Annotated in this window: 10 protein-coding genes; 5 read left to right on the forward strand and 5 right to left on the reverse strand. The window is 61.0% G+C overall.

Annotated elements, in window-relative coordinates:
- Positions 1 to 31: 31 nt before the first annotated feature.
- A complete protein-coding gene (locus HK439_RS23855; protein ID WP_190293998.1) occupies positions 32 to 2,620 on the reverse strand; it encodes an Rne/Rng family ribonuclease in 2,589 nt (862 codons plus the stop codon).
- A gap of 735 nt (positions 2,621 to 3,355) precedes the next feature.
- Here HK439_RS23855 and HK439_RS23860 point away from each other — a divergent pair.
- The 3 genes from HK439_RS23860 to prfB all read left to right on the forward strand — a co-directional run bounded on the left by HK439_RS23860 (position 3,356) and on the right by prfB (position 8,531).
- On the forward strand, positions 3,356 to 4,591 hold the full coding sequence (locus HK439_RS23860) for an N-acetylmuramoyl-L-alanine amidase (RefSeq protein WP_190293999.1): 1,236 nt from the start codon (positions 3,356 to 3,358) through the stop codon (positions 4,589 to 4,591).
- Positions 4,592 to 4,826: 235 nt separating this feature from the next.
- The gene (locus HK439_RS23865; protein ID WP_209012039.1) at positions 4,827 to 7,271 is read left to right on the forward strand and encodes a penicillin-binding protein 1A; all 2,445 of its coding nucleotides are present in this window, start codon (positions 4,827 to 4,829) and stop codon (positions 7,269 to 7,271) included.
- A gap of 128 nt (positions 7,272 to 7,399) precedes the next feature.
- A protein-coding gene (gene prfB / locus HK439_RS23870) for a peptide chain release factor 2 (protein WP_190294001.1) occupies positions 7,400 to 8,531 on the forward strand; the annotation gives its coding sequence in 2 pieces (ribosomal slippage) (positions 7,400 to 7,468 and positions 7,470 to 8,531; 1,131 coding nt in all).
- 75 nt (positions 8,532 to 8,606) lie between these two features.
- Here prfB and HK439_RS23875 read toward each other — a convergent pair.
- From HK439_RS23875 to bcp, 3 genes are all read right to left on the reverse strand, one after another.
- On the reverse strand, positions 8,607 to 9,833 hold the full coding sequence (locus HK439_RS23875) for a M23 family metallopeptidase (RefSeq protein WP_190294002.1): 1,227 nt from the start codon (positions 9,831 to 9,833) through the stop codon (positions 8,607 to 8,609).
- Between the two features lie 180 nt (positions 9,834 to 10,013).
- Entirely contained in the window at positions 10,014 to 10,850 is an 837-nt protein-coding gene (locus tag HK439_RS23880; RefSeq protein ID WP_190294003.1) for a ferritin-like domain-containing protein, read from the reverse strand.
- A 21-nt stretch (positions 10,851 to 10,871) separates the two neighbouring features.
- Positions 10,872 to 11,339 carry a thioredoxin-dependent thiol peroxidase gene (gene bcp, locus HK439_RS23885; RefSeq protein ID WP_190294004.1) on the reverse strand — a complete coding sequence of 156 codons (468 nt, stop codon included), beginning with the start codon at positions 11,337 to 11,339 and terminating at the stop codon, positions 10,872 to 10,874.
- 372 nt (positions 11,340 to 11,711) lie between these two features.
- On the opposite strand from bcp, the gene HK439_RS23890 reads away from it, so the two are divergent.
- Positions 11,712 to 14,843: an AsmA-like C-terminal domain-containing protein gene (locus tag HK439_RS23890; protein ID WP_190294005.1), complete on the forward strand. Its 3,132-nt coding sequence runs from the start codon at positions 11,712 to 11,714 to the stop codon at positions 14,841 to 14,843.
- Positions 14,844 to 14,907: 64 nt separating this feature from the next.
- Here HK439_RS23890 and tyrS read toward each other — a convergent pair whose 3' ends face one another.
- Positions 14,908 to 16,161 (reverse strand): tyrosine--tRNA ligase, encoded by a 1,254-nt coding sequence (tyrS, locus tag HK439_RS23895; protein ID WP_190294006.1) that lies wholly within the window; start codon positions 16,159 to 16,161, stop codon positions 14,908 to 14,910.
- 209 nt (positions 16,162 to 16,370) lie between these two features.
- Here tyrS and HK439_RS23900 point away from each other — a divergent pair, with 209 nt between their 5' ends.
- Entirely contained in the window at positions 16,371 to 17,582 is a 1,212-nt protein-coding gene (locus HK439_RS23900; RefSeq protein WP_190294007.1) for a hypothetical protein, read from the forward strand.
- The last annotated feature ends 200 nt before the right edge of the window (positions 17,583 to 17,782 follow it).

The raw sequence follows: 17,782 nt of genomic DNA on the forward strand, positions 1-17,782 counted from the left end.
GCCGCTTTTCTTGTTTGTGTTCTCAGGACGATCAGAAGAAAGACCGCCGCTGCCACCAGCCGCCGCGTTTCGGCTTCTTGTCGGCATCGTCTTCGCTGTCCGAAGCCTTCTCGCTGGTAACCACCGGTTCGGCGGGTTCCGTCGCCTGAGCCGGGGTCTTGACCAGCGTTTCGCCCTTTTCCTCTTCGGCCGGAGCGGCCGGTTCCTCTGCGGCTTCGGAAACCTCAGCCTCAGCCTCGGCCTCAGCCTCGGCCACGGCTTCTACCGGGGCAGCCTCTGGTTCAGAGGGTACCTCACGCGTTTCGGTCTCTTCCTGAGCTTCGCCGTCTTCCGGGGTCTCGGCCCCGGTTCCGGTTTCTGCCTCGGTTCCTGCTTCAACCTCAAGGGTTTCGTCGCCGTTTTCACCGTTACGGCGTCCGCGACGTCCGCCCCGGCGGCCGCGGCGGCGCTTGCGGCGCGGCTCGTCGTCGGAAGATCCGCCTTCGCCTTCCTGGCCGCCGGCCCGGTCTGCGTCTTCGTCGCCGGTTTCGCCGCCTTCGCCGTCTTCCTCACGGGGAGCTCTGGCTTCAGCGCCTTCGGATGAGCCGTCGGCTCCGCCCCGGCGGCGTTTGCGCCGGCGCTTGCGGCGGCGATCCCGGTCGCCTTCGTCCTCGGAACGCTCCGGCGTTTCGGTCAGATCCTCTTCTTCTTCCTCTTCCGGAATGATCGTGTCCGGCTGAACAATCGGAACGACTTGCGGCTGACGGTCCCTGTCGACCGGATCGGCGCGTTCCAGCACGTAATGCTGGCCGTTGACCATGTCGTCGGCCTGCACCTCGATCCAGACGCCGAAGCGGGCTTCCAGATCGGACAGGTTCGCGCGCTTCTGATTGAGGATGTAAAGCGCTACCGGGGTCGTGGTGCGGATGACAAGATTGTGGGTCGCGCCCTTCAGCAGGTTGTCTTCCAACGAGCGGAGGACGTGCAGGGCGACCGATTCCACCGAGCGGATCATGCCCGTGCCCGAACAGTGCGGACAGGGGGTGGTTGAACTCTCCAGAACGCCGGTCCGGATGCGCTGGCGCGACATTTCCAGAAGGCCGAAATGCGAGATCCGGCCGACCTGAATGCGCGCCCGGTCGTTTTTCAGGCAATCCTTCAGACGCCGTTCGACGGTCCGGTTGTTCTTGTTCTCTTCCATGTCGATGAAGTCGATCACGACAAGGCCGGCAAGATCGCGCAGGCGCAATTGGCGTGTGACTTCCTCGGCCGCCTCCAGGTTGGTCTGGAGTGCGGTGTCCTCGATATTGTGCTCGCGGGTCGACTTGCCCGAGTTCACATCGATGGAGACGAGCGCTTCCGTCTGGTTGATGACGATGTAACCGCCCGATTTCAGCGTCACCTGGGGCGAGAACATCGCATCAAGCTGCGGCTCGACCCCGTTGCGGATGAAGATCGGCGAAGGATCGCGATACGGCTGGACGTTCTTGGCATGGCTCGGCATGAGCATGCGCATGAAGTCCTTGGCTTCGCGGTAGCCTTCGTCTCCGGCGACAAGAACCTCGTTGATATCCTTGTTGTAGAGATCGCGGATCGAGCGTTTGATCAGGCTGCCTTCCTCGTAAACGAGGCTCGGCGCGCTGGATTTCAGCGTCAGCTCGCGCACATTTTCCCAAAGACGCATCAGGTATTCGAAATCGCGCTTGATTTCGGCCTTGGTGCGGCTGGCGCCGGCTGTGCGCAGGATGACGCCCATGCCTTCCGGCACATCCAGCTCGGATGCGATCTTCTTCAGGCGCTTGCGGTCGGTCGGCTGGGTGATCTTGCGGGAAATGCCGCCGCCACGGCCCGTGTTGGGCATCAGAACCGAATAGCGGCCGGCGAGCGACAGATAGGTCGTCAGAGCAGCGCCCTTGTTGCCGCGCTCTTCCTTGACCACCTGGACCAGAATGACCTGGCGGCGCTTGATGACTTCCTGGATCTTGTACTGGCGGCGCGGCGGCGGGCGGCGCTCGGGCAATTCCTCAAGGGCGTCTTCGGCACCGACGGATTCGACCTGATCGTCGCCGTCCGCTTCGCCGTCATCGTCCTCGTCGGAAGCCCTGGCTTCCGTCTCGTCTTCCGTTTCCGCGGACCTGTCTTCCGTTACATCTTCGGACGTTGCGGCTTCGACCCCGGCGTCAGCCTGGTCGGCTTCCGCCGCATCTTCGGACTTTTCTTCCCGATCGTCACTGTCGACGGGTTCGGAGGCAACGGTTTCATCCGTCTTGCTGGCCGCGGCCTTGGAGCGTCTGCCTCTTCTGGGCTTGCGGGCCGGTGCTTCGTCCTCTTCGCCCGAATCGTCCTTTTGTTCGGCGTGGTGTTCCGCGTCGAGAAGGGCCTGCCGGTCGGCGACCGGTATCTGATAGTAGTCGGGATGAATTTCGCTGAAAGCGAGAAAGCCGTGCCTGTTCCCGCCGTATTCGACGAATGCCGCCTGGAGGGAGGGCTCTACTCTCGTGACTTTTGCTAGATAAATGTTCCCGCGTAATTGCTTTCTGTTTGCTGCTTCGAAGTCGAATTCTTCAACCCGATTGCCGCGTACGACGACGACCCGGGTCTCTTCCGGGTGGGCCGCGTCGATCAGCATCTTGTTCGCCATTGATGTTTGTCTCCACAGCAGCCCTGCGTCGTTCGCCGTAATAGGGCGCAACGCCCGAAGCGTGGTGGACTGCCGTATTGTTTATGATGTGCTGAGGTACAGACAATGCGTTGGGCGCGGTCGGGCGATCAATACAAGCGGCCGCCGAAACGTGGCCTGCTGGCATGTTGATCGTCATGTGCATCGCGCGTGATCCTTCGGGGCAACGCATGCCCGTTGTTAAAGTCGTTGTCATTCTCTGGGGCGCGAATCACAGGAACATGTTCGCTGAAACCGCATCCCGCCATGCGGACTGGCCGTTCACTTTTCCTATGGCTTGACATTCGGCCTTTGGAAGGTGAGACGATGCCGGGTCTGTTGTCCGTGCCTCCTCCGGTGTGACCGGGAGCTGGTTCAAATTGGGTCGATGGCCTCAAAAGTGACCCAATTGAGCTCCGAAATCACGATGACATGTGGATAGACCAGATGATCCGTCATCGGGGATGGTATCGGTGGCAGACCGAAATCCGTAAGGTACTTTTACGATCAGCAACGCGCCTTTGCAAGCAATGTAAAGCACATGCCCATAATTCCCCTTATGCTTGGGCGCCTTCGGGGAGCGCCGGGCGAATAGTCCGCGCAACCGGCTTGATGCAGGAAATGGCAAGAATCCATATGAATTCCGTCGTCAGTCATTGGAAAAAACACGGTTCGGGACTAGTCCGCCCGCCCATTTGGCGGTGGATCTTGCCGGTCATGTTCGCATTTGCACTGGCCTTCGCGCAGGTGCCGTCGCCGGCCCGGGCGGCCGCTGAAAATGAAAACCTCGTCCATGTCAGCGGCGCCAGGATTGCGGGCGACGAGGATCGCACCCGATTCGTTCTGGATCTGGACCAGCAGCTGTCGCCGGTCATTTCGGCCCTGGCCGATCCCTACCGGCTCATTATCGACCTGCCTGAAATCACCTTCGATCTTCCCGCGGACACCGGCAGGGAAGGGCGGGGCCTGATCAAGGCCTGGCGTTATGGTCTGTTTGCGAAAGGCAAGTCGCGCATCGTGCTGGATGTGTCCGAACCGGTCGCCATCGACAAGACATTCGTTCTGCCGGCCGTGGACGATCAGCCGGCCCGAATGGTGATAGACATTGTCAAAACCTCACGCGAGGGGTTCCTGAAATTCGTGCAGTCCTCGAGCGCAAAGCCTGTCCGCACGGCAAACCGCGAAGAAGGCGGAAAAGGTGACCGGCTGGCGAAGGCGGATCTGCGGGACAAGCCGCTGATCATGCTGGATCCCGGTCACGGCGGTATCGATACGGGTGCGATAGGGGTCGCCGGCACGCTGGAAAAGGCCGTGGTGCTCGAATTTTCCGACATTCTGAAGCGCAAGCTGGAAGAAACCGGCCGCTATACGGTTCGCATGACGCGTGACGACGACACCTTCATCCCCCTGGGGGAGCGGGTGGAAATCGGCCATAGGCAGCAGGCCGACCTGTTTATTTCCGTCCACGCCGATTCCGTGGTCCGGGGCCGGAGCCTCGCGCGCGGAGCGACGGTCTATACGCTGTCGGACCGCGCATCGGACCAACTGGCACAGGAAATTGCCGAGAGCGAAAACATGTCCGACGTCATCGCTGGGGTGCAGCTCGAAGACGAACCGGCGGATGTGGCCGATATCCTGATCGATCTCGCCCGGCGGGAAACCCGCAACTTTTCCGTTTTCTTCGCCCGTTCGCTGGTCAGCGAGCTCAAGAGCGCGGTCCGGCTGATTCACAATCCGCACCGGTCGGCGGGATTTCGGGTGCTGAAGGCCAATGATGTCCCGTCCGTCCTGGTGGAACTCGGCTATCTTTCCAACAGTCATGACGAAAAACTTCTGATTTCGGATGAATGGCGCGAGCGCATGGCCGATGCCATGGTCGAGGCGGTCGATACTTTTTTCCGTCCCCGGCTGGCTCAGGACCGCAGCCGGGAAAGCGATAAGGTGTCGCAATAAAAGGGAAACGTGACCGGCGGGCGGAGGGGCAGGTGGCGTCCTGCCTCAGCATCGCCATATTGGTGGTTAAGGAAGTGCAATCGCACGCACACATGTGATCGGTATCATGTTGTATGCGCTAGTCCTGTGTTAAGGGACTGGCGGTAAGATTTTCGGGTCAGGTCCTCTTCGCACCGTTGTCAAAGAGGCCTCACACCGGTCGGGAAAGAAAGACGAGCCTCCTGGCATGAAATTTCTGGTGAAGTTTTTTGGCTACCTGTTCGGCATCGGCGCGGCCCTCGGCTTGCTGGTGGCTGCCGGCGTGTGGATGTATCTGGAACATCTGAGCGCGGACCTGCCGGACTATACCGCGCTGAAGAACTACGAGCCGCCGGTGATGACCCGCGTTCATGCGTCAGACGGTCAGCTCATGGCCGAATACGCGAACCAGCGTCGCCTGTTCCTGCCGATTCAGGCCGTGCCGGATCTCGTCAAGGACGCCTTCATTTCGGCGGAAGACAAGAATTTCTATCATCACATCGGTGTGGACCCGGAAGGGATCGCCCGTGCCCTCGTGTTCTATCTGAAGAACATCGGGACCGGACGCCGGCCCCAGGGAGCGTCGACCATTACCCAGCAGGTGGCCAAGAACTTCCTGCTGACGAACGAACTTTCCATCGATCGCAAGATCAAGGAAGCGATTCTGTCCCTTCGGATCGAGCAGGCCTACACCAAGGACCAGATCCTGGAACTCTATCTAAACGAGATTTATCTCGGCCTGGGCGCCTACGGGATTGCCGCTGCGTCGCTGGTCTATTTCGACAAGTCCGTGCATGAGCTGTCCATTGCGGAAATGGCTTACCTGGCGGCTCTGCCGAAGGCACCGAACAATTACCATCCCTATCGTCACAAGGCGGCTGCGATCGAGCGCCGGAACTGGGTGATCGACCGGATGGTGGAGAACGGTTACATCACTTCCGAGCAGGGCGAGGAAGCCAAGGCCAAACCGCTGAAGGTCACGCCGCGCGAAACCGGTACCCGCCTGTTCGCAGCCGAATATTTCACTGAAGAAGTGCGCCGCGAAGTGGCGGATATCTTCGGCGAAAAGCGCCTTTACGAGGGCGGGCTGTCCATTCGGTCTTCGCTCGACCCGAAACTTCAGGTCATGGCGCGCAAGGCGCTCCAGGACGGGCTGATCAAGTTCGATCACGAGCGCGGCAGCTGGCGCGGCCCGGTGGACAAGATCTCGATCGATGGCGACTGGGGACCGGAACTCTCCAAGATCAACGGACTGGACGACGTTCCCGAATGGTCCCTGGCCGTGGTTCTGAAGGCCGGAGACGGTAAGGCAGAGGTCGGGATCCAGCCTGACAAACTGCCGAGCGGGCAGTTGTCGGATGAGCGCAAGACCGGTCCGCTCTTCCTCGAGACGATGAAATGGGCCCGCGTGCACGGCCAGGCGCCGAAAGCGGTCTCCGATGTGCTGTCGCCGGGCGACGTGGTCTATGTGGAACAAAGCCCGGTAGCGCCCGGATCTTACGAGTTGCGGCAGGTTCCGAAAGTGTCCGGGGCCCTTGTCGCCATGGACCCCTATACCGGCCGTGTGCTTGCCCTGGTCGGCGGCTTCAGTTTCGCGCAGAGCGAATTCAACCGGGCGACCCAGGCTTATCGGCAGCCCGGATCGTCGTTCAAGCCGTTCATCTATGCGGCCGCGCTCGACAACGGTTACACACCGTCCTCCGTGGTGATGGATGCGCCGCTCGAAATCAGCCAGGGTCCGGGACTGGGCACCTGGCGGCCCCAGAACTACGGCGGCAAGTTTTACGGTCCGTCGACCCTGCGTACGGGGATCGAACTGTCGCGGAACGTGATGACGGTGCGCCTGGCGCAGGACATGGGCATGCCGCTCGTTGCCGAATATGCGAAGCGCTTCGGCATCTACGACAACATGCTGCCGGTTCTTTCCATGGCGCTTGGCGCCGGGGAGACCACGGTCATGCGCATGGCGACCGCCTATGCAACGATCGCAAATGGCGGCAAGAAGGTGCGCCCCACGCTCATCGACCGGATTCAGGACCGCTACGGCCGGACCATCTTCAAGCATGACAGCCGGATCTGCGACGGCTGCAGCCAGGAGGTCTGGGAAGGCCAGGACGAGCCGCAACTGATCGACAACCGCGAGCAGGTGCTCGACCCGATGACGGCCTATCAGATCACCTCCATGATGGAGGGGGTCGTGCAGCGGGGTACCGCGACCAGCGTCCAGGCTGTCGGACGTCCCGTTGCCGGCAAGACCGGTACCACGAACGACGAGAAGGACGCCTGGTTCATGGGCTTCACGCCGGACCTGGTGGTCGGGGTGTTCGTCGGTTACGACACGCCCAAACCCATGGGCCGCGGCGCGACCGGCGGTCATGTGGCTGCACCGATCTTCACGGAGTTCGTGAAGGAAGCGCTTGCCGGCAAGCCGCCGGTGGAGTTCCGTGTGCCGAAAGGCTTGCAGCTCATTCCGATCAACCGGCGCACGGGCCTGCGCGCCCAGGCCGGCGCGCCGGGCACCATCCTGGAAGCCTTCAAGCCGGGTATGGCGCCGCCGGACAGCTACTCGGTCATCGGGTTCCAGGACGAGATGGGCGTTCCGCGCGAAGTCTCTCCGGAAGCAGGCCAGGCGGTTCTGTCGGGCACGGGCGGCTTGTACTAGGCAATCCGCATTCCCACCTGAGTTTCGAGGTGTTTACACCGGACGAGGCCGGGGCTAATGTCCCGGCCCAATTCATTGCCTGCATTCCGGACCGGAATCAGGTTTCTCACAACAGCAAGAGGTATTCGATGCGCGCCGAAACGGAAGCCGTCGTTGATGACATCAAGCAGGCCATAAGCCTGCTGAGGAGGCATCTTTGACTGGGATCAGGCCCTGGTCAGACTGGATGAACTGAATGCGGCTTCGGAAGATCCGGAGCTCTGGAACGATCCTTCCCGCGCCCAGAAGCTGATGCGCGAGCGCCAGCAACTCGATGACGGCATCAGCGGCGTCAGGGAACTGGAGCAGGATCTTGCCGACAACATCGAGCTGATCGAACTCGGCGAGATGGAGGATGACAAGGGTGTCATCTCCGAGGCGGAAGACGCGCTCAAGGGCCTCAAGGACAAGGTCAACAAGCTGCAGCTGCAGTCACTCCTGTCCGGAGAGGCCGACGCCAATGACGCCTATCTGGAAATCAATTCCGGAGCGGGCGGCACGGAAAGCCAGGACTGGGCGTCCATGATGCTGCGCATGTACCGCCGCTGGGCGGAACGGCGCGGTTACAAGGTCGAGGTGCTGGAATATCACGACGGCGAAGAGGCGGGCATCAAGTCGGCGACCCTTCTGATCAAGGGCGAAAACGCCTACGGCTGGCTGAAAACCGAATCGGGCGTGCATCGCCTGGTGCGGATTTCGCCCTATGACAGCCAGGCGCGCCGGCACACCAGCTTCTCAAGCGCCTGGGTCTATCCGGTGATCGACGATTCGATCGATATCGAGGTCAATGAAAGCGACTGCCGGATCGATACCTACCGGGCCTCCGGTGCGGGCGGACAGCACGTCAACACCACCGACTCGGCAGTGCGCATCACCCACCAGCCTACGGGCATCGTGGTGCAGTGCCAGAGCGAGCGCTCGCAGCACAAGAACCGGGCGACCGCCTGGGCGATGCTGAAGGCCCGGCTCTACGAGGCCGAGCTGAAGAAGCGCGAGGAGGCCGCCAATGCCGAGCAGGCCAACAAGACCGATATCGGCTGGGGACACCAGATCCGTTCATACGTCCTGCAGCCCTATCAGCTGGTGAAGGACCTGAGAACGGGTGTCGAAAGCACGTCTCCGCAGGATGTGCTCGACGGCGACCTGGATCCCTTCATGGAAGCAGCTCTCGCCCAGCGTGTCTTTGGCGGGGAAGAGGTCGAAGTCGAAGACGTCGATTAACCGACGCTCCCTACGGACAGACGAAAGGCGCCGTGGTTCCCCGCGGCGCCTTTTTGTTGTCTTGCCGGCCGAAGTCTAATGCTTCAAGAGGGCGGCGATGCGATCGCCGGCCGTGACAAAGGGGGCCGGATCGATGGCCTCGTCGCTTTGGCGGACTTCGTAATGCAGGTGCGGACCCGTGGAGCGGCCGGTCGAGCCGACGTTGCCGATCAGGTCTCCGGCAACGATGTGATCTCCGACGGAAACCCGGATCTTGCTCAGGTGGCCGTAGCGGGTAATGAAACCGTTCGCATGGCGGATTTCCACCATCTTGCCGTAACCGCCTTTCCAACCTGCATGTTCAACCGTGCCTGAGGCAGCGGCAAAGACCCGCGAGCCGTAGGGCGCCTTGAAATCCATGCCTGTGTGCATGGCGAGCCGGTTCAGAAAGGGATCCGTCCTCGGACCGAAATGGCTGGAAATGGAGGTGCTGCGGGTCGGGCGGTAAAGCGGCAGGAGACGGGCCCGGTTCTTGACGTTATGCAGTGCCTTCAGAACCCGTTCGGTGCGGTTGACCCGATCCAGAAAGGTGCCGCCTGTAATCGGGACGAATGGGCCGCCGATCGCATCATCCGACCGGCCGTTCTTTCTCTTGATGAGCGTTACGCCCAGGGGCTTCGTTGCCGCCACGATCTTGTCGATCTGCTTTTCGGTTGCCACCGCGAGGGCGTCCAGAACGGCGTCGCTTTCACGTCCCATGACGTTCAAATCCTTATCGACGGCGTCAAGCGCTGCCTGTTCTTCCGGATCGATGCCCGGCTTCAGGTTCAGCTTGTCCGTTTCCGGATCCGGCTCTCCTCTCAGGCCAAGCGCTTTAACGGGATCCTTGACCGGCTGCGGCTCGCCACCGATCGCCGACGTATCGTCGTCGATATTCGCAAGCGTGCTTTCGCTCTGGACCGGTTTCTCGGCGGGCACCGGGCTCTGTGCCGCAATCCGGATGCCGCTTTCCTCCGCCCGTGCCATCAGTTCGGTGACGACCTCGTGCCGTTTGCTCAGCAGTTGCTGGCGGCGGAGGAGGGTGGTGACCTGCTGTTCCACGTTTTCGCGATCCACCATCTGGCGGCTGCTGAGACGTTCGATTTCGGATTTCAGCCGGTCGATGCGGTCCTGATACAGGGTTTCCATCTGCTTGCGTTCGGCTTGTGCCGAGGCGGCCATGTCGTCGCGGAGGAACCAGTAGGCGGTTGCACCGAAATAACCGAGGGACAGCACCAGGCAGACGGCCGCGGCTGCTATCAGCATCGACGGACGGATAATCATCGTCGTGGTTTTCGTCCCACGCGTAAACGTAATGTGAGGGGTGGTGGCGGTGCCAAATCCTTGGCTGCGGAATTCCCGGTGCTTTTGCATGGCCGCTGATATCACTCGTTACAGCTCGCTTGATCAGTGACCACGATTAGAAATTGGTAAGGTTAATAAATCGTCTTTCCGGCGGTCCGATTATCCGGTCAAACGGACAAGAGGCTTGTAGAAACCGGGAGTTAGCCCGGCTTCCGAGCGGGCCCGGTCGTTGAACGGCGGCTTCAATGCGCCCTTGAAATGGCGCCGGACATAGCCATGGAAGGCGGGTTCGGGGCGGATGCCGATTCTGTCACACAGGAATCGAAACCATTTCGCGCCGAAGGCGACATGGTTTTTCTCGTCCCGGTAGATCACCGAGAGCGCCCTGGCTGTGTCCGCATCGCCCAGCGATTCGGCTTTTTCGATCATCGGCGGTGTAATGTCGAGGCCGCGGGCCTCCAGGACGAGCGGAATGATCGCAAGCCGGGCCGCGAGGTCATGGCCGGTTTCCTGGGCGGCCTGCCACAGTCCGTCATGAGCGGGCAAATCACCGTATCGGGCACCGAGTTTTGCCAGACGGTCTTCCAGCATGGAGAAATGCTTGGCCTCTTCCAGGCCGACCCGGACCCAGTCGTCGTAATAGGAGCGGGGGAGGCGGATATCGGCGAAGCGGCCGATCAGATCCCAGGTGAGGTCGACCGCGTTCAACTCGATATGTGCAAGCGAGTGGATCAGGGCCAGCCGGCCGGCATCGCCGCCTAGCGCCCGCTTGGGCATGTCCCGGGGCGCCAGCAGGACGGGTTTGTCGGGTCGTCCGGGACGATCGGGCATCGCGCCGTCCCGGGACGGACTGCCGAGCGCAAGTTCCCTCCGGAACCAGGCCCGGGCGGTCGCGTGCGCCAGGCGCACCTTCTCGGACGTATCGCCTGCGCGGACAATGGCACGGGCTCCGGCAACCAGCGAGCCGGGAGGGCCGGTACGGTCTTCGGATGTCATGAATTGCGGCTCAATTACGCGTCAAAGGGCCTTTACGGCGTCCAGCACGGCTTCGGCATGTCCGGCCACCTTCACCTTCGGCCAGATCCGGGCGATCTTGCCCTCGGCGTCCACGAGAAAGGTGGACCGCTCCACGCCCATGTATTTTCTGCCGTACATGGATTTTTCCACCCACACACCGAAGGCTTCGCAAACGGCCTTTTCGGGATCGGCGGCAAGGCGGACGGTCAGATTGTGCTTTGCCTTGAACTTGTCATGCTTGGCGGCGGTGTCGGGCGAAATGCCGATGATTTTGGCTCCGAGCTTGGCGAACTCCGGTTCGAGACCGGAAAAGGCGATGGCCTCCTTGGTGCATCCCGGCGTGTCGTCCTTGGGATAAAAATAAATGACAACGGGCGATCCCTTCAGCGCGGCCATGGAAATCTTCGTGCCGCCATCGCCTTCCAGTTCGAATTCAGGGGCCGTATCGCCGATCGTCAGTTCACTCATCATGCCTTCCTTATGTCACACTTAGCTGTTTAAGCCATTCTGCGGGAATGCGTACACGTTTCGTTGGAATTCGCAATTTCCGGCATTTGGTACGTAACATAGACAGGCTATCGTTCCGTTCAACGACGAAGCCCGCATTCAATGACAGGTTGCTTGAGAGCAAGTAACATCTGACGGTCGCAGAAGACGGCCGCCTCTGAGATTTCGGAATATATGGATAAAGCGCCCAAGCCTCACAAAGTACCGGCACGTCGTTCGAGATGGCTCCGACGGATCGGGCTCGTGCTTGCCGGGGTGGTGCTCATCGGAGCAGGGTGGCTCACCTACCTTTTGAGCAGCGGGCCCGTTCATGTTCCCCTTCTTGCAAGTTTCATGTCGGAAAAGGCAAGTAACGGCCCGGCGCGCCTGACCATTGCCGATACCCTGATCGATGTTTCTGCCGGCGACGGCGTCCGCGTGATCGTCAGGGAAGCCCTTTTGACCGTGGCGGGCGAGGTACCCGTCGATGTGTCGCTGCCTCTGGTCGAGGCCCCAGTCGATTTCGGCGCCCTGATGAGCGGAAAGATCGAGTTCTCGTCGCTGACGATCGACCGGCCGCTGGTCACGATCGGGGTCAAGGAGGGCGGCGAACCCGTTCTGCCGAAGATGAATCTGACAATGGAGGCGGTCAACAGGGTCAGCAATGTGGTCGAAGGGGCGTTCTCCCGCCGAAAACTGGAACACGTGTCGGTGCAGAACGGAACCGTCGTCGTGCAGGGGGCGGTTGCACGCAATTTTTCCGGTATCGATGCGCAGATTACCTGGGACCAGGACCGGACCATCCACGCCAAGGCGAAAGTGGCGGGACGGGTTGAACCCTGGACAATCGAATTCCTCCGCAAGGCTCCCCTTGACGGGAAGGACCGTTCAATCGCCATGGTCGTCGACGGCATTTCCCTTGCCGACCTGGTGAACCCCGCCAAGGTGCCGAGATCGGGAATGGATCTCGGAATTCCGCTGCAGATGAAATTTGAAACCGGCCTGTCGGGCGATGGCGTGTTCCGCTATGCCAATTTCGTCGGCCGGGTTGCAGAGGGCGTGTTTCACATCGGGCCCACGCCGATTCATTTCGACGATGCGGCGCTCTCGCTGGTATGGACCGGGGATGATCCCAAGATCAAGGTGACCCGGTCACATGCGATCAACGGCAACACCCAGATATTCTTCACCGGGGAAATCGCTCCTCCGGACGGAGAAACAGCCGACTGGAACATCCAGCTCTCGACCGATTTCGCTCAGTTCGGTTCGTCCGATGTGCCTTTGCCGCCGTTCATCGTCAACGACATGACCTTTTCGGGACGGTTCGAACAGGCAAGCAGGACGCTCTTTCTGGACAACATCCTGATCGCGGCCGGCAAGGCGAGAGCCTATATGGCCGGTTCGGTGCAAATACGCGATGACGGGCCCTATCTGGCGCTGGCGATTGACGGCGAGCGGGTTCCCGTCGGTCTCGCCAAGCATCTCTGGCCGATCACGGTGGTGCCGCCTGCGCGGCAATGGGTCATCGAGCGCATCAAGTCGGGCATGATCGAAGAGGCCCGTGCCGATCTTTCCCTCCGTCCGGCCGCTTTCAATCCGGACGACCCGGATCCGGGCTGGTCCGGCGACGACATGACGGTCAGCCTGAAATTCAGCAATGCGCGCATTGCGCCGGTCGGGGAGGTGCCGGACGCCTATAACCTTTCCGGCACGATGAACGTGGAAAATGAGGTCATGACCGTCCATGCGGGCGGCGGTCTTATTTACACGGGCAGCGGCGCCCAGGTGTCGGTTCCCGATGTGACCTTCCAGATCCAGCGTTTGCGGGAAAAGGTCGACAAGCTCGGCGTGCTGGATCTGGAACTCGACGGCGGCGTCCGGGAGATCGGGCGGATCTTCAACAGCAAACCGTTCCGTGTTCTGGAGAAAAGCGGCCTGACACCCGGTGCGATCGCCGGCAAGGGCCGCTCCTGGGTCCACGCCGAATTCCCCGTGCGCAAAAATATCGACCTGTCCGCGGTGAAATGGGATGCGAAAGCGGAATCCGCCAATTTCAGTCTGAACAAGCCGGTCAGGGGACACACGATCAAGGACGCGGAAATCAAGCTGAACGCGGACCGGGAGCAGGTGGCCATCACCGGAAAAGGCATTCTGGACGGGTTGCCGGCCGACATCGACCTTTTGTTCCCCCTTGGCGATTCCGGCGTGGAAGGCCGTCAGGGCGTGGTCCTCAATGTGACTGCCAAGCAACTCAAGCAGAACGGTATCGATCTCTCGGCCTTGCTCGAAGGCCCGATGACATTGACCGTCGATGACGCCAATGGCGGCCAGGCGTTCAACGTCGACCTGACGAAGACCGTCGTCCGGCTGGATGCTCTCGGCTGGACGAAGGGTGCCGGCGTTCCTGCAACTGCGCAATTCCTGGTGAAGACGAGCGACCAGGGCTACCACGTGCAGGACTTCACCCTTCGTTCCGAAGGTGTCGATGTGAACGGATCGATGACGCTTTCCAAGTCCGGCGAACTGGAAACCGCCTCCTTCGCGACATTCCAGCTCAGGGCGGGCGACGAGGCCTCGGTCAGCGTTCAAAAGACAAAGGGTGGCCGGTACAAGGTGGCGATGATCGGCAACTCCTTCGATGCGAGGGGGCTGATCCGCGAACTCCGCAAACCATCGACCGGAACCGACGACCAGGGCAGCAGCGGATTGACCAAGGGGCTGGCGGTGACGGCCAGCCTGAGCCGGGTGACGGGCTTTAACGGTGTCCGCCTCAATGATTTCGTCGGGTTGATCGAGGCCAACAAGAACGGGGTCACCAAGGCGGACCTGAGCGGTTCGCTCGACGGCCGCTCGCCTTTCAAGTTTTCCCTGCAGGCTGCAGGGACGGGGAAGGTGGCGGATGGCGATTTCGGAGATGCCGGAGCCACGCTCAAATTCCTCGACCTCTACGAACGCATGCGCGGCGGACAGGGAAAACTGCGCGTCAACATGTATGACACGAAAACCTGGGACGGCAGTTTCCGGGTCCGCGAGCTTTCCATAACCCAGGATCCGGCGCTCAAGCGCTTGAGCTCCGATCCCAGCCTGGTCCGCTCGCAACTCAGGAACGACGGCGGCCTCAAGCTGCCGGCCGCCCAGAACGGGGAATCCTCTTTCCAGACGCTCGATATCCTGTTCACCCGGGCCGGCGATCTGCTGACCATCCACAAGGGCGGGCTGAAGGGCGCGGTCTTCGGGGGAACCGTGTCCGGGACCGTCGACCTGGCATCCCAGACCATGGACCTGACCGGAACCTTCGTGCCGATTTTCGCCCTCAACAACATCTTTTCCAAGATCCCGATCCTCGGGTTCGCCCTGGGCGGCGGATCGGGCGAGGGCCTGATCGGCGTGACCTATCGTGTGACCGGGGAGGTCTCCGATCCGAAACTGTCGGTCAACCCGATTTTGGCGATCGCGCCCGGCATCTTCCGCAAGATGTTCCAGTAACGAAAAAGGCCGGACGCTGGGTCCGGCCTTTCGTTATTGTCCGCGCGATCGTATCGCCGTCAGCTCATACGGGCTGCAAAAGGACGTGTTTCTTCTTGCCGAGAGACAGCTTGATCACACCGTCGGCTGTGACATCGTTCGGCCCGAGCTGGCGTTTGTCATCCTGTTCGGCCTTGTCGTTGATCCTCACTGCGCCGCCCTTGATGTTGCGGCGAACGTCACCGTTGGAGGCGCACAGGCCGGCGGTCACAAAGGCGTTGAGAATACCCAGACCGGCTTCAAGGTCGGCCTTCGGGATTTCGACGGTGGGCAGGCCCTGGGCCATTTCGCCTTCCTCGAAAGCCTTGCGCGCTGTTTCCGCAGCCGCCTCGGCCTTTTCCCGGCCGTGAATGAGAGCGGTCGCTTCCGTCGCCAGGATCTTCTTCGCTTCGTTGATCTCCGAGCCCTGAAGGGCCGCAAGCCGGGCAATCTCATCCATCGGCAGCACGGTGAAAAGCTTCAGGAAGCGTTCCACATCGGCATCTTCGGTGTTGCGCCAGTATTGCCAGTAATCATAGGCGGAAAGCTGTTCGTCGTTGAGCCAGACGGCGCCGGCGGCGGTCTTGCCCATCTTGGCGCCGGAGGCCGTGGTCAGGAGCGGCGAGGTCAGGGCGAAGACCTCCACGCTTTCCAGCCGGCGGGTGATGTCGACGCCGGACAGAATATTGCCCCACTGGTCGGAGCCGCCCATCTGCAGACGGCAGCCGGTCCGGCGGTAGATCTCCAGATAGTCGTAGCCCTGCAGGAGCATGTAGTTGAATTCCAGGAAGGACAGGTGCTGCTCGCGCTCAAGGCGCAGGCGCACACTGTCGCGCTGGATCATCTGGTTGACCGAGAAATGCCGGCCGATGTCGCGCAGGAAATCGACGTAGTTGAGTTTCAAAAGCCAGTCGGCGTTATCCAGCATCAGGGCATCGGTCGGACCGTCTCCGAACGTGAGGAGCTTCTCGAAGACCTTGCGGATGCCCGCCTTGTTTGCCTCGATGTCGTCCTCGGTCAAAAGCTTGCGGCTTTCGTCCTTGCCCGAAGGGTCGCCCACGCGGGTGGTGCCGGAGCCCATCAGCGCGATCGGACGATGGCCGGTCTGCTGGAACCAGTAGAGCATCATGATCGGCACGAGCGAGCCGGCATGGAGGCTGGGGGCTGTGCAGTCGAAGCCGATATAGGCGGTGACCGTCTCCTTTGCGCAGAGTTCGTCGAGGCCCTGGGGGTCGGAAATTTGGTGGATGAACCCGCGCTCCGACAGGGTTTTCAAAAACTCCGACTTGAATTCGCTCATTTTCCGCTTCCGTGTCGTGCTCGAGGCTTCTTGGGGCCGTCCGTTCTTTTCCCGGGGCCCCCTATATCGGAACTGGCGTTGAATTTCACGAAAGAAGAAAAAAAATTTGGCACCCGGTTTTCTGCGCGGAGGATTTCGGCGAAAACGGGAGGACGCAAGAAGCAAAGCCCGTCCACATCCGGAAAAACGCTTTCACAACGGAGCAGCACTTGAAACGGCTCGTCGTCTATTGTCCAGGGTACGATTTGCGCCCGGTAAACCAGAGCTTTGCACTCATCAAGTCGGAATTCCGGAATTTCCTGAAGATAAGACAGGTTGGCGGATCGCTCACGTCTGCAGAGACCGGTTCGGATTCCGGCGACGGCACGGCGACATGGGACGGGCGAGTTGACTGGCCGGAAGGCACAGTCGAAACGCGATTTGTGCAACTCGGCTGGCGGGACGTGATCAAGCCCGACTTCGAACGGGGCTGGTTTCGCATCATGACGGACGCCCTTTGGTCCTTCTATCTTTACGCGCGGGCCGGCGGATATGGAGCCGTGCTCAAGAGCAACTGGGCGCACAGCATCTTCGTTCTTTATCCGGCGGTCGGTTTTGCCCTTTATTGCGCCGTCAGTCTTGTTCCGCCTCTTTTGCTGGCACCGTTTGTGCTCGAGAACGTCGGGGCAATTGCGCCTGCGGGAATAAAGAGCTCCATTTCCTGGCTGGTCCTGCTTGTCGGCAGCGGGTTGTGGATGGCGGCCGTCTACGGTTTCACCCGGCTGATCGAACCCTGGACCTATTTCTGGTACCTGGTGAACAGCTGGTACTTCATGGCCAGGCTTGCGCGTAACGCGCACCCGGACATTCTGGAGCGTATCGAGGAATTCGCCGACACCATCGCAGCGCTGAGCGAGCAGGCGGATGACGACGAAGAACTGGTCCTCGTGTCGCACAGCTGCGGGACTTTCGTCGCGATCTACATTCTCGCCGCCGTGTTGCGGCGGAAACCGGATATCGGACAGCGCGCCGGCGGGTTCTCTTTCGTAACTTTGGGACCGGCATTCGAATGCCTTGGCGGTTTTGGGGCTGATCAGGGGTTCGGCCAGGCAATGGCCACGGTCGCCAGGGCCGAAGTCGACTGGACGGATATCTACGGGCCCCAGGATATCGTTTGCGGCGGGCGGACTTCGCCCGTTGCGCGCTATGCGTCCAGGGCAGGCAAAATCCGGGCATCGCGTGAGCCGCGGCGGTTCAGCGTCTGTATTCCCGAAAGGATGCCCGCGGAGACATTACGGTATCTGCGCTTCCGCTTCTTCCGGCTGCATTTTTGTTATTTCCTCGCCTCGCTCCGGCCTGACCTTTTCGACTTTTACAGGCTCATGCTCGGGCCTGAGCCGGCCGTAAAGCAGCTTCAGGCCTGGGCCGGCCACAAGGGATAAGCCCGGCCGGATTGATTGGTAAGGAGCGGCTGCCGGCGATCGGCAAACAAAAAGGCCGGGCTGATGCCCGGCCTCAGACTGCTGACAAACCCCTGGCGTTAGCCGGGGGTTTTTGATTCACTGTTTTGATGTTGAAGAAACCCGGTCCGGATCAGACAGCGCTTGAGATGGTCACACTCGACCAGCTTGTTCCCGCCGAT

Origin of the sequence: Roseibium aggregatum (assembly GCF_014692675.1) — a bacterium.
Classification (GTDB): Bacteria; Pseudomonadota; Alphaproteobacteria; order Rhizobiales; family Stappiaceae; genus Roseibium; species Roseibium aggregatum_C.